This window comes from Streptomyces venezuelae, assembly GCF_008642375.1.
Lineage (GTDB): Bacteria > Actinomycetota > Actinomycetes > Streptomycetales > Streptomycetaceae > Streptomyces > Streptomyces venezuelae_G.
This window is the reverse complement of sequence record NZ_CP029194.1, coordinates 6259235-6272615: the sequence shown is the minus strand read 5'-3', so window position 1 is coordinate 6272615 and position 13381 is coordinate 6259235. Positions and strand designations below refer to the sequence as shown.

7 protein-coding genes are annotated in these 13381 nt (G+C 70.0%); all 7 read right to left on the bottom strand.

All coding sequences use genetic code 11. The annotated features are described in order from the left end of the window. Positions 1 to 12: 12 nt before the first annotated feature. Positions 13 to 5307: a pullulanase-type alpha-1,6-glucosidase gene (gene pulA, locus DEJ46_RS28695; protein WP_150270944.1), complete on the bottom strand. Its 5295-nt coding sequence runs from the start codon at positions 5305 to 5307 to the stop codon at positions 13 to 15. A gap of 93 nt (positions 5308 to 5400) precedes the next feature. After that, a complete protein-coding gene (locus DEJ46_RS28690; protein ID WP_150270942.1) occupies positions 5401 to 7110 on the bottom strand; it encodes a carbohydrate-binding module family 20 domain-containing protein in 1710 nt (569 codons plus the stop codon). A gap of 134 nt (positions 7111 to 7244) precedes the next feature. Further along, positions 7245 to 8324 (bottom strand): LacI family DNA-binding transcriptional regulator, encoded by a 1080-nt coding sequence (locus tag DEJ46_RS28685; RefSeq protein ID WP_150270940.1) that lies wholly within the window; start codon positions 8322 to 8324, stop codon positions 7245 to 7247. Next, the gene (locus DEJ46_RS28680) at positions 8312 to 9979 is read right to left on the bottom strand and encodes an alpha-amylase family glycosyl hydrolase (RefSeq protein ID WP_150270938.1); all 1668 of its coding nucleotides are present in this window, start codon (positions 9977 to 9979) and stop codon (positions 8312 to 8314) included. Before DEJ46_RS28680 ends, DEJ46_RS28685 begins: the two co-directional genes overlap by 13 nt. A 50-nt stretch (positions 9980 to 10029) precedes the next feature. Next, a complete protein-coding gene (locus DEJ46_RS28675) occupies positions 10030 to 10923 on the bottom strand; it encodes a sugar ABC transporter permease (RefSeq protein ID WP_150270936.1) in 894 nt (297 codons plus the stop codon). Beyond that, on the bottom strand, positions 10920 to 11933 hold the full coding sequence (locus DEJ46_RS28670; RefSeq protein WP_150270934.1) for a carbohydrate ABC transporter permease: 1014 nt from the start codon (positions 11931 to 11933) through the stop codon (positions 10920 to 10922). The genes DEJ46_RS28675 and DEJ46_RS28670 overlap by 4 nt, the downstream gene beginning before the upstream one ends. A gap of 50 nt (positions 11934 to 11983) precedes the next feature. Beyond that, positions 11984 to 13261 carry an extracellular solute-binding protein gene (locus DEJ46_RS28665; protein WP_150270932.1) on the bottom strand — a complete coding sequence of 426 codons (1278 nt, stop codon included), beginning with the start codon at positions 13259 to 13261 and terminating at the stop codon, positions 11984 to 11986. Positions 13262 to 13381: the final 120 nt, after the last annotated feature.

The window sequence follows — 13381 nt, the reverse complement described above, 5'->3', positions numbered from 1 at the left end:
TTCTGCCCGTGATCAGCTCGCGGTCCTGAAGACCGCCACCGTCCGGGCCGGGACCGTGAAGGTGCCCGAAGCCGCCTCGTACGAGGACGACTTCACGACGGCGTCCGAGCCGTTCGCCTGGACCGGGTGGAGGGCGTAGCCCTTGCCCGCCAGGTCGGCGACCTTCTGCGAGGTGCCCTGCGGGGTCGCGTTGAGGACGACGACGAGATCGTCGAGGCGCATGGTGATGACGCCGGGGGTCTCGTCACGGCCGGAGAGCGGGAAGGTCAGGGCGTCCTGCACCTGGCCCGTGGTGGCCAGCGAGAACACCGGCTCGGTCGTACGGATCTTCTGCAGGTCGCGGTAGGCGGCGGAGGCGCCGTCGATCTGCTCGCAGCCGACCGTCAGGGCCGGGTTGACGAGCAGCGGCTTCCCGTAGGACCACTTGGCCTTGTTGTCGGGGGCCGGGGGCAGGCCGCGGCCGAAGCCGTTGCCGTCGCGGCAGTCCCAGTGGATCGCGTTGAACCAGTCGCCGCTGTCGTAGGAGTTGCGGTCCAGGGACTTGGAGCGCAGCAGGTCCGAGCCGGCCTGGGACAGCGCCGGGCCCTGCGAGAGGGTCGCGGTCGCCATGGCGAGGACCTGCATGCGGGCACGGTCCGTGGCCGAGGTGCCCGCCGGGAGCTTGAAGGCCAGCGCGTCGTACAGGGCCTCGTTGTCGTGGGCGTCGGCGTAGGCGAGGGCGTCGCCCGGGACGGCGGCGTAGCCGGCGGGGGCTCCGTTGTAGTCGACCTGGCTGCCCTTGACCGTACGGCCCGAGGTGTCGGTGAAGGAGTAGTCGGCCAGGTTGCCGGACAGGCCGACCTTGATCAGGTCCTGGTAGTGGAGCAGGCGAGCCTTCTGTTCGGCCGGAGTGCCGTTGGCCGTCGAGGAGTTGGGGTCGGTGAAGAGTCCGGAGGCGAAGCCCTGGACGCCCGGGTCCTCGTCGAAGGGTCCGCCGCCGCGCACGGCGTCGCGGGCGCGGTCGGAGAAGGTCGCGATGCCCGTGCCGGCCATGTTCTTCTGGGTGGCCTGGACGAAGCGGGAGTCGTCGGCGATCTCGCCGAAGTTCCAGCCCTCGCCGTAGAGGACGATCGCCTTGCCGTCGACGCCGTCGCGCGCAACGGTGAGCTCGTCGAGGGCCTTCCGCACGGCGAGCATGTTGGCCTTGGGGTGGTGGCCCATGAGGTCGAAGCGGAAGCCGTCGACCTTGTAGTCCTTGGCCCAGGTGACGACCGAGTCGACGACGAGCTTGCCCATCATGGCGTTCTCGGGCGCGGTGTTGGCGCAGCAGGTGGAGGTGGCGACGGAGCCGTCGGCCTGGAGGCGCTGGTAGTAGCCGGGCACGATCTTGTCGAGGACGGACTTGTCGGACTGTCCGGCGGCGACGGTGTGGTTGTAGACGACGTCCATGACGGTGCGCAGGCCGTTGCCGTTGAGGGCCTGGACCATCTGCCGGAACTCGACCGTGCGGCGGGTGCCTTCGGGGTCGGTGGCGTAGGAGCCCTCGGGGACGGTGTAGTGCAGCGGGTCGTAGCCCCAGTTGTAGGCGTCCTTGGCCGCGGCGGCGGCGACGCAGGCCTGCTGCTCCTCGGAGTCGGGGGCGTAGACCTTGAGATCGCAGGCGGGTGCGGTCTGTCCGGACTTCTTCTCGGGAATGGTGCCGATGTCGAAGGCCGGGAGGAGGTGGACGTAGGAGGTGCCGGAGGCGGCGAGCGCCTTGAGGTGCTGCGAGCCCTTGCTGTTCCGGTCGGTGAAGGCCAGGTAGGTGCCCTTGTGGTCGGCCTTGGCCGTGGGGTCCGCGATCGAGAAGTCGCGGATGTGGAGCTCCTGGATCTGGGCGTCCCGCAGCGGCACGGCGGCCGGCTTCTTCAGGGACTTCCAGCCGCCGGGGGCGAGCTTCGGGTCCGTCAGGTCGACGGCGAGGCTGCGGGCGGAATCGGTGGTGAGGGCGGTGGAGTAGGGGTCGGTGACCTTGTTCTCCACGACCTTCTGGACGGTGGGGGCCCAGACCTTCACGACGTACCGGTACGGCTTGCCCGTCCAGGACTTCGGGCCGGTGACGGACCAGACGCCGGAGCTGTCGTCGCGCCGCATGGGCACGGTCCGGCCGTCGAGTTCGAGGGCGACGGACTGCGCGGTGGGGGCCCAGACGGAGAGGCCGACCTTGCCGCCGCGGAAGACGGGGCCGAGGGCGGCGCCGGTGGCCTTCGTCGCGTACAGGTCGTCGAGGACGCCGGCCGTCTGGACGCCGGTGGCGGCGAGCAGGGCGCCGTTGGCGGCGCGCTGGGTGGCGATGAGCTGGCCGCGCAGGGAGTCCCGGACGCGGTCGGCGTCGCGCGCGTCGAGGGTGAAGGCCGGGTAGTCCTTGAGGTGCGGGTGCTCCGCCTTCTGGGCGTCGGTGAGGGCCGTCGGGTTGAGCCGGAGCCACTGGCCCTCGCTGCTGAGGGCCCCGTCGGTGACGGTGATCCCGCCGTTCTTCGCGTACACCAGCTGCTGGCTCGTGGCGTCGGTGGTCTTCACCTTCCAGACGACGGTGTTCCGGTCGATCCACTGGGCCTCGGCCTTGCCGAGGTCGAGGTTCGGGGCGCCGCCGACGGTCGGGAGGAGGTACTTCTGCTGTCCGGAGAGCGCCCAGATCTCGTGGCCGTAGGTGGCGAGGTCGAGGGACTGGTCGGTGGGCAGGTCCTTCTCGTCGCCCTTGTGGAGGATGTACGAGAGGGAGGTCGCGCCCTCGGTGAGCGGCACCTCGTAGACGGCGCCGTACGCGTCGACGCGGACCGGCATGAGCGGCTTGGACCAGTCGGTGGGCTGGGCGGCGCCGGTCCAGGTGTGGAGGCCCCAGCCGTCGTAGTTGCCGTCGGGCCGCTGGTAGTGGATGACGGCCTTGGTCTTGTCCTGCGGGGCCGGTGCCGGGTTCGTGTCGGACTGGCCGTCCTGGCCCTGCGTGATCCAGACCTCGCCGGTGCGGCCGAGGGTGATGCTCCGCTGGGGGCCGTCGGCGGCGCCGTCCTTCTCGACGGTGTACGCGACGGTGGAGGCGCCTTCGGGGACCTTGACCCAGGCGAAGGCGCCGTGGGCGTCGCGGCCGGTGAACGCGGCCTCCTGGCCGGCGGCCTTCAGCTGCCAGCCGTCGTAGTTCCCGTCCTCGCGCTGGTAGTGGACGACGGCGTACGTGCGCTCGACGGCGACGGGCTTCTCCGGCGCGGGGACCTGGCCGGCCGTGGTGGCGGCGGTGGCGCTCGCGGTGCGGCCGGCGCTGTCGACGACGACGGCCTTGTAGCGCAGGGGCGTTCCGGCGGCGGCGGTCACGTGCTGGGTGACCTTGTAGGGGGCGTGGTCGGCGGTGCCGAGCGTCTGCCAGCGGCCGTTGCCGACCTGTGCGGCGAAGACGACGCGGTTGAGGCCGCCGCCGGTGACGTCGGCGGTGAGCTCGACGGTGCCGGTGGCGCCGGCGGCCGGGGCCTTCAGCGAGACGACGGGCTTCGCGGCCGGGGCCGGGAGCGGGGCGTCCGCCCGGAGGACGAGCGAGGAGAGCGCCGGGACGGTGACGGTGACCTTGCCGTCCTTCGCGGCGACGGCGCCCTGACCCCCGTACAGGGCACGGAAGGCGGCGGAGTCGACGGGGATCGTGACGGTCTTGTCGCTGGTGGCGCTGTTGGTGGCGACGAGGTACTCGGTCCGCGCCTTGGCGTCCGTACGGGAGAAGGCGTAGACGGAGCCCTCGGCGAGCCGCTCCTGCTGGACGCCGTCGCGGAGGGCCGGGTGGGCCTTGGTCAGGCGGGAGAGTTCGGCGACGGACGTGTAGACGGGGTGCTTCGTGTCGTACGCGTCGGTGGCGTGGGTGCGGTCCGTGCCGAGCTGGTCGTCGTCGAGGTAGTCGGCGGCCTGGGCGGCGAAGAGGGGCTGCCGGGCGTCCTTGTCGCCGCCGGCGCCGGTGAAGCCCTGTTCGTCGCCGGAGTAGATCACCGGGTTGCCGCGGGACAGGAACATCAGCTCGTTGGCGAGCCGGGCCCGGCGGAGGAGTTCGGCGTCGGAGGCGTTCGGGTTGTCCTGCTTGAGGAAGGTGCCGATGCGGCCCATGTCGTGGTTGCCGAGGAAGGTCACCTGCTCGTAGGCGTTGGCCTTGTCGGTGGTGTAGCGGTAGTCCTCGGCGAAGACCTTCGCGAGGCGGTCGGCGCCGGCACCCTGGGAGGCGAAGGCGCGGGCCGCGTCCTGGAAGGGGAAGTCGAGGGTGGCGTCGAGGCGGCCCCGGGTGACGTAGGGGCTGGTGACGGTGGTGTCGGCGGAGTAGACCTCGCCGAACATGAAGAAGTCCTCGCGGCCGCGCTTCTTGGCGTACGCGTCGAGGGCGGTCGCCCACTCGGTCCAGAAGTCAAGGTCGACGTGTTTGACGGTGTCGATGCGGAAGCCGTCGATCTTGAAGTCGCGGACCCACTTCTCGTAGATCTTCTTCATGCCTTCGACGACCTCGGGGCGCTCGGTCCACAGGTCGTCGAGTCCGACGAAGTCGCCGTACTCGGCGGACTCGCCGGCCCAGGTGGAGTCGCCGCGGTTGTGGTACATCGTGGGGTCGTTGAGCCAGGACGGGACCTTGGTGTTCGCCTGCTCGACGGGGGTGTACGGGAAGGAGCCGGTGTCGACCTTGCCGATCGCGTCCCGGTCGTCGAAGGGACGGCCTGAGGCGTCGAGGTACGGGTAGGCGCCCTTGGGGCGGTAGCCGTACTTCTTCTCGGCGTAGTCGACGGTGTCGGCGGTGTGGTTGGTGATGACGTCGAAGAAGACCTTCATGCCCTTGGCGTGGGCGGCGGCGATCAGCCTCTCCAGGTCCTCGTTGGTCCCGAAGTGCGGGTCGACCTGGGTGAAGTCGGTGATCCAGTAGCCGTGGTAGCCGGCGGAGGCGTCCTTCCCCTCCCCCTGCACGGGCCGGTTCTTGAAGATCGGGGCCATCCAGATGGCGGTGGTCCCGAGGCCCTTGATGTAGTCGAGCCGCTGGGTCAGGCCCTTGAGGTCGCCGCCCTGGTAGAAGCCCTTGTCGGCCGGGTCGAAGCCGGTCCGTGTACGGCTGCCGGTGAGGCCGCCGCGGTCGTTGGAGGTGTCGCCGTTGGCGAACCGGTCCGGCAGGACGAAGTAGAACTGCTCGCGGGTGAGGTCCTGACGGGCGGGCTGGGCCGCGAGCGTCCGGTCGGAGGGCGGGGCGGGGGGCCGGGGCGCGGCGGCCGCGGGGACGGCGGGCACGAGGGCCGCGCACAGGGCGGCGGCGAGCGCGACCGCCGTTCTCTTCGGTGTCACGGAGGTGCTCCCTGGAGGAGGGACGGGGGTACGGGTACGGGTGGGAGGGCCGCCCCGGGTGAGGGGGGCGGCCCTGTGGCAGGAGAGGAGGGCCTAGCTGCGGAACGTGTCGTTCAGGACGAGCTGGCCCGAGGCGGGGACGGTCGCGGTGCGGTTGGCGCCGGACTCCCAGGTGACGTTTCCGGCGGCGTCCTTGCGGATGTACTTGTACTCGAAGGAGGTTCCGGCGGGCAGGCCGACGGTCAGCTTCCAGACGGGGTACGTGGCCGGGTCGAGCTTGAGGGCGGAGGCCGGGGCCCAGTTGCCGAGCTCGGCGCGGTTGCCGGTGACGTAGATGTTCTGGCCGACCACGGTGGTGGCGGTGACATTGAAGGACGCGCCCGAGGTGGCGGGCGGGGTCGTCGGCGGCGTGGTGGGGGTGGAGCCGCAGCCGGTGGCGTTCACGTGCAGGGCCACCGCGGTGTTCGCCGCGAGGGTGGCCGTGAACTGGCCGGACGAGTTCACCGTCACGGGGGTGTTGGACTGGACGTCGCAGTAGGAGCCGGCGGGCAGCGAGGTCTGGAAGGTGCGGGTGAGCGCGGAGGTCTCGTGGTTGATGGCCACGTAGGCCTTGGAGCCGCGGCCGAACGCGATCGCGTTGTTGCCGTTGTCCCACCAGTTCGTGACGGCCTGTCCGCGGGCGGTGTTGCGGAAGGCCACCATGGAGGAGATCTCGCGCCAGGCGTGCTGGCACTTCCAGCCGTCGGTGTAGCAGGCGTTGACCTGGCCGTTGTTGGGCGGTCCGGCGTCCTTGTCGGTCCACTCGTAGCCGGAGTGGACGTCCGGGGAGCCGTAGGGCCAGGCGAGCATGAAGACGGAGGCGAGGGTGTAGTTCGCGCCGTCCTTGTAGGACAGGGTGTCGCCGCCGCGCTCGGTGTCGTGGTTGTCGACGAAGACGCCGGACTGGCCGGAGGGCATGTGGCCCCAGGCCTCGCCGAAGTTCTTCAGGTAGGAGAGCTTCTCGCCCTGGAGGACGCGCTTGAGGTCGCGGGCGTAGCGGAACTCCTGGACGTCTCCGCTGCCGAGGTACTCGCTCGGGGAGACGGCCTCGCCGGCGCCGTGGATGGCCTCCAGCTTCCAGAAGACGTTCGGGTTCGTCAGCCGGGACTTGATGTTCGCGAGGTCGGCGGCCGGCATGTGCTTGGCGGCGTCGATCCGGAAGCCGTCGACGCCCAGCGACGCCAGGTCGTTGAGGTAGCCGGCTATCTTCCCGCGGACGTGGTCCTCGCCCGTGTCGAGGTCCGGCAGCTGCACGAGCTCGCAGTTCTGGACGTTGGCGCGATCCTGGTAGTTGGAGATCGTGGCGCGGCAGTCGTCCATGTCGGAGCCGGAGTAGAGGCCCGGGTAGTCGTACTTGGAGAACGAGGTCCCGCCCGTTCCCGTGCCGGAGCCGTTCGCCATGTGGTTGATGACGGAGTCGGCCACGACCTTGACGCCGGCCGCGTGGCAGGTGTCGATCATGTTCTTGAAGGCGGTGCGGTCGCCGAGACGTCCGGCGATCTTGTAGCTGACCGGCTGGTACGAGGTCCACCACTGGCCGCCCTGGAGGTGCTCCTGGGGCGGCGAGACCTGGACGTATCCGTATCCGGCGGGGCCGAGGCGGTCGGTGCACTCCCGGGCCACCGAGGCGAAGTTCCACTCGAACATCACCGCGGTGACGTCCTTCTCGCCGGGCGGGACGGCCTGCGCCGGGGCGTTGCCCGTGACGGCCACAGCGGCTCCCGCCACAAGGGCGAGTGCAGCTGCCACGGTCTTTCTGGCCATGATTCCTCCTGCTGACTTCACTGTCGCAAGAAGTTGCTGAAAATGTCAGCAACTGTTTTCAGCCGTGACCGTACGAGTGCCCCGACGCCCGGTCAACCCTCCGGACGCCCCCGCGAACCCCACAACGCAAGTTGTTACGAAAGGACTTGCGACACCCTGCCGGGCGGCTGCGCGGTGGAACCGCGGACCACCAGCTCCGGCTGGAAGACGAACTCCGTGCGCTGCACGGGGTTTCCCTCGATCTCCTCCAGGAGCGCGCCGACCGCCGCCGTCGCCATCGCCTGCACCGGCTGGCGCACGGTGGACAGCGGCGGGCTCGTGAAGGCGATGAGCGGCGAGTCGTCGAAGCCGACGACGGAGACGTCCCCGGGCACGTCGAGGCCCCGGGCGCGGACCGCGCGGATCACGCCGAGCGCCATCAGGTCGGAGCCGCAGACGATGCCCGTGCAGCCCTCGCCGAGCAGGATGTCGGCCGCCGCGTGCCCGCCCTCGACGCCGAACAGCGTGGGCCTGATGAAGCGTTCGGCCTCGTCCCGCTCGATGCCCAGGAGCTCGTACAGCTCGGCGGTGAAGCCCTCGGCCTTGCGGCGCGAGGGCACGTAACGGGTGGGGCCGATCGCGAGCCCGATCCGCTCGTGGCCCAGCTCGACCAGGTGCCGCACGGCCATGCGGGCGGCGGCCCGGTCGTCCGGGGAGACGAAGTTGGCGTCGATGTGCTCGTTGTAGCCGTTGATGAGGACGTACGGCACGCCCCGGTCGCTCAGCCGGGCGTACCGCGCGGGGTCGGCGGAGGCGTCCGCGTGCAGCCCGGAGAGGAAGACGATGCCGGCCACCCCGCGCTCCACGAGCTGGTCGACGAGCTCGTCCTCGGTGGCGCCGCCGGGCATCTGCGTGCAGAGCACCGGGGTGTAGCCGTGGCCGGCGAGGACCTGCTCGACGACCTGCGCGAACGCCGGGAAGATCGGGTTGGTCAGCTCGGGCACGACGAGCCCGACGAGGCCCGCGCTGCGGCGTTTGAGCCGTACGGGACGCTCGTAGCCGAGCACGTCGAGCGCGGCGAGCACCTTGTGCCGGGTCGCTCCGGCCACCCCCGCCTTGCCGTTGAGGACCCGGCTGACGGTGGCCTCGCTGACGCCGGACTGGGCCGCGATGTCCGCGAGCCGCGGGCCGCCGTTTCCGGCGCCCCGCGGCAGGGGGATCGTCACACCGCCCACCAGACGGTGGTGTCGGCGGGAACTTCCGCTTCGTCGTCGACGATGCGGATCTCCTCGTTGGCAAGGAGGAACCGGCCGGGCAGCGGGACGGAGATGGCCCGGCCGGTGGTGTTGGCGGTGCAGACGAAGCCGTCGCGACGGAAGGAGAGCACACCCTCGGGTGCCTCCAGCCACTCGACGTCCTCGCCCGCACCGAGTTCGGGGCGCTCGCGGCGCACGGCGAGCGCGCTGCGGTAGAGCTCCAGGGTGGAGCCGGGGTCGCCGGTCTGCGCCTCGACGCTCAGCGCGCCCCAGGTCGCGGGCTGCGGCAGCCAGGAGCCGCCCTCGCCGAAGCCGTACGAGGAGCCCTCGACGGCCCACGGGATCGGCACCCGGCAGCCGTCGCGGAAGCCGTCCTGGCCGCTGGCCCGCCAGAAGGACGGGTCCTGGCGGACCTCGTCGGGCAGGTCGGTGACGTCCGGCAGGCCGAGCTCCTCGCCCTGGTAGACGTAGGCCGAGCCGGGCAGGGCCAGCATCAGCAGGGTCGCGGCCCGGGCCCGGCGCAGGCCGAGCTCGCGGTCGCCGGCCTCGCGGAGCTGGGTGCCGAGGCCCGCCGGGTTGGCGAAGCGGGTGGCGTGCCGGGTGACGTCGTGGTTGGAGAGCACCCAGGTGGTGGGCGCGCCGACCGGGCGCATCGCGTCGAGCGAGGCGTCGATGACCGAGCGGAGCTCCGTCGCGTCCCAGTGGGTGCCCAGGTACTGGAAGTTGAAGGCCTGGTGCATCTCGTCGGGGCGCACGTAGTTCGCGGTGCGGTCGACGGTCGGGGTCCAGGCCTCGGCGACGAGGATGCGCTCCCCGTCGTACTCGGCGAGGATCTGCCGCCAGGTGCGGTAGATCTCGTGGACGCCGTCCTGGTCGAAGAAGGGCATGACGTCGTTGCCCAGCAGCTTCAGCTGGTCGTGGGCACCGATGTCGGGCAGCCCGGAGGCCTTGACGAGACCGTGGGCGACGTCGACGCGGAAGCCGTCGACGCCCATGTCGAGCCAGAAGCGCAGGATGGAGCGGAACTCGTCGCGTACGGCCGGGTGTTCCCAGTTGAAGTCGGGCTGCTCCGGGGCGAAGAGGTGGAGGTACCACTCGCCGGGGGTGCCGTCCGGGTTCTCCGTACGGGTCCAGGCGGGGCCGCCGAAGATGGACTCCCAGTCGTTGGGGGGAAGTTCACCGCTCTCGCCCTTGCCGGGGCGGAAGTGGTAGCGCTCGCGCAGCGGCGATCCGGGGCCCTCGCGCAGCGCCCGCTGGAACCACTCGTGCTGGTCGGAGGAGTGGTTGGGGACGAGGTCGACGATGATCCGGAGGCCCAGGTCGTGGGCCTCGCGGATCAGGGCGTCGGCATCGAGGAGGGAGCCGAACATCGGGTCGATGGCCCGGTAGTCGGCGACGTCGTATCCGGCGTCGGCCTGCGGCGACGCGTAGAACGGGGAGAGCCAGACGGCGTCGACGCCGAGTTCCTTGAGGTAGGGCAGCCGGCTGCGGACACCCTCCAGGTCGCCCATGCCGTCGCCGTTGCCGTCGGCGAAGCTGCGCGGGTAGACCTGGTAGATCACCGCTTCTCTCCACCAGCCCGTGTGCGTGCCGGTGGTGGGGGCGTCGGCCGGGGTGGCGAGATGCTGGGTCATGTCTTCCCTGGGAGGTAAGGAGGTGTTTTCGGGCGGGGTACTCAGGGCCGTCAGCCCTTGACGGCACCGGCCGACATGCCGGTGACGAGGTGCCGCTGGGCGAAGAGGAACACCAGGGCGGCGGGGACGGCGATGAGCACGGAGGCCGCGGCCATCGGGCCCCACTGGGCGCCGTACTGGTTGACGAACTTCTGGAGTCCGCCGGCGAGCGTGAGGTTCTCGTCGCCGACCATGAACGCGGAGGCGTAGGCGACCTCGCCCCAGGCGGTGATGAAGGAGTAGAACGCGGTCACCGCGATGCCCGGCTTGGCGAGCGGCAGGATGAGCCGCCAGAAGGTGCCGAACGGGGTGAGCCCGTCGACGTAGCCGGACTCGTCGATCTCGCGCGGGATGGTGTCGAAGAAGCCCTTCATCATCCAGGCGCAGAACGGGACGGCGATGGTCAGGTACGTGATGACCAGGCCGGCCGGCTCGTTGAGCAGGCCCATCGACGACATGATGTTGTAGATCGGCACGATGAGGACCGCGACCGGGAACATCTGCGTGATGAGCAGGGTCCACATGAGTCCGCGCTTGCCGGGGAAGCGGAAGCGGCTGACGGCGTAGCCCGTGGTGGCGGAGATGAAGACGCCGACGACGGTGGTGAGGGAGGCGACGAGCAGCGAGTTGCCGAACCAGGTGAGGAACGGGGTGTCCCTCAGGAGGTTCGTGTAGTTCTCGAGCGTCGTCTCCTTGACGAAGTCCGTCGTGATCGCGAACTCGGCGGGCTTCAGGGACGTCAGGAGCACCCACAGCACCGGGAACACGGCGATCACGGAGGCCGTGATCAGCGTGAGGTGCAGGGCGACCGAGGCCAGCGGCGAGCGGCGGCCGCGGACCGGGGTGTTGGCCCGGTGGGCGGGGGTCGTGGTGCCGACCCGGCGGGTGGGGGTCGTGGTGGTCACCAGACTTCTCCCTGCTTGCGGAGGACTCGCCGGTAGACCGCGGCGAAGAGCATCAGGAGGACCAGGATCAGGACGCCCCAGGTGGACGACTGGGCGAAGTCCCGAGGGCTGACCTCGAAGGAGAACTTGTACGCCTGGGTGACGAGGATCTGGGTGGCCTCGCCGGGACCCCCCCGGGTGAGCAGGAAGATCACCGGGAACATGTTGAAGGTCCAGATGGTGGAGAGCAGGATCACCGTCGTCGACACCGAGCGGAGCCCGGGCATGGTGATGTGCCGGAAGCGCTGCCAGGCGTTGGCGCCGTCCATCTCGGCGGCCTCGTACATCTCGCTCGGGATGGACTGGAGCCCGCCGAGGAGGGCGACCATCATGAACGGGACGCCGAGCCAGACGTTGACGAGGATGACCGAGAACTTGGCCCAGGTCGGGTCGTTCAGCCACGGGACGGCGTCGATGCCGCCGCCCGCGAGGATCTTGTTGAGCAGGCCGTTGTCCTGGTTGTAGAGGAAGCGCCAGGCGAAGACGGAGACGAAGCCGGGCACCGCCCACGGCAGGATCAGCATCAGGCGGTAGGCGGAACGGCCGGCGATCTTGCGGTTGAGGATGTTGGCGAGGGCGAGACCGAGGGCGAAGGTCAGCGCGACGCAGGACACCGTCCACACCAGCGTCCAGCCCAGGGTGGCGAGGAACTGGCTGCCCGTCAGCGCCTCGGTGTAGTTGTCCAGGCCCACGAACTCGTAGGTGGCCGGGATCTCGTTGACACCGATCGACCGTGCGACGTTCCGCTCGTTGGCGTCCGTCAGCGACAGGTAGATGCCGCGGATCAGCGGGTAGCCGATGATCACGGCGATCACGACGATCACCGGGGCGACCATCGCCCAGGCGTACCAGTGGGTGGAGAGTGAGCGCTTCGCCGCGCCCCGCGGCTTACCAGTCCCGCGGCTCCGGCCGCGGGCGACACTGTCGCCCGCGGCCTTCGCCACCGACTGGCTGGGGGTGTCCACAGCCATCAGCCGGCCTGCCTTCCTTCCTCTTCCTGCGTCTTTCCTGCGTTTTCCTGCTACTTCCAGTCCTTCAGGAGCTTGCGGTAGGCGTCACCCGTCGCCTTGGCGCCCGCGTCCGGGGAGGTCTGGCCGGTGAGGACCTTGGTGTACTCGGTGACGAGCGGCGCGAAGAGGCTGCCGGTCTCCGGGATCCAGGGGCGCTCGACGGCCTTCTCGACGACCGGCTTGAAGAAGCCGATCATCTCGTTGGTCGCGACGTCCGGCTTGATGTAGACGGACTCACGGGTCGGGAGCAGGCTGAGCTCCTTGGCGACGGTGGCCTGGGTCTCGACCGAGGTCATGTACTCGGCGAAGGCGTAGGACGCGTCGAGGTTCTTGGAGCCCGCGTAGACGGCGAGGTTGTGACCGCCCTGCGGGGCACCCTGGCCGGCCGAACCGGCGGGGACCGGGGCGATGCCCAGGTTCGCCTTGTCCTTGAACTCCTTGCCGGCGTAGGTGTCGGCGACGGCCCACGGGCCGTTGATCATCATGGCGACCTTGCCGTCCTTGAAGGCCGTCTGCATGTTGTTCCAGCCGTCGGTGGCGTCGGTCTTGGCGGCGCCGGAGTCGACCAGGTCCTTGACGACCTTGAAGCCCTTCACGCCGGCCGCGTTGTCGACGGTGACCGTCTTCTTCTCGGCGTCGACGAGGTTGCCGCCCTCGCCGTACAGGAAGGAGAGGAACCAGTACGCGTCGTCGCCGCGGAGGTACAGGCCGGTCTTGCCGGTCTTCTCCTTGATCTTGGCGGCGACGGTCTTGAGCTCGCCGATCGTCTTGGGGACCTCGACGCCGGCGTCCTGGAAGATCTTCTTGTTGTAGAAGATGCCCATGGAGTCGATGACCTGCGGCACGCCGTAGGTCTTGCCCTTGTACTGGGTCGAGGCCGAGGCCTGGTCCAGGAAGTCGTCCGCGTTCTTGAGGGCCGGGGTGCCGTCCAGCGGGGCGAGGTAGCCGAGGTCCGCGAACTCGGGGGTCCAGGCGACCTCGGAGCGGATGACGTCGGGCGCGCCGGAGCCGGACTGGGCTGCGTTCTTGAACTTGTTCTGCGCCTCACCGAAGGGCACGTTCACATACTTGACGGTGACCTTGGGGTGCTTCTTCTTGAAGTCCTCGGCGACCTTCTTGAAGACCTTGTCCTCGGAGCCGACCGTGGACGTGTCCCACCAGGTCACGGTGCCGGAGAGCTCGCCCGAGCCCTTCGCGCCGCCGCCGTCCGAACCGCTGTCACTACCGCACGCCGCCAGGGTCACGCCCAGGGCCGCGACCAGCGCGGTGGCCGCTATGCCACGCCGCATGTGAACTCCTTCAGTGATCCCGGGGTGACGAGGGGATGGAACCTTCCTCATGCGACCGCTCCCTCGCGGCGCTCCGGGTTGGCAGGAACGTAACAGGGATGAAATCGAGCCGAAAGAGCT

Coding starts and splice junctions, on each gene's coding strand:
- DEJ46_RS28690 (WP_150270942.1), bottom strand. CDS start 7,110: ATGGCCAGAAAGACCGTGGCAGCTGCACTCGCCCTTGTGGCGGGAGCC.
- DEJ46_RS28680 (WP_150270938.1), bottom strand. CDS start 9,979: ATGACCCAGCATCTCGCCACCCCGGCCGACGCCCCCACCACCGGCACG.
- DEJ46_RS28670 (WP_150270934.1), bottom strand. CDS start 11,933: ATGGCTGTGGACACCCCCAGCCAGTCGGTGGCGAAGGCCGCGGGCGAC.
- DEJ46_RS28665 (WP_150270932.1), bottom strand. CDS start 13,261: ATGCGGCGTGGCATAGCGGCCACCGCGCTGGTCGCGGCCCTGGGCGTG.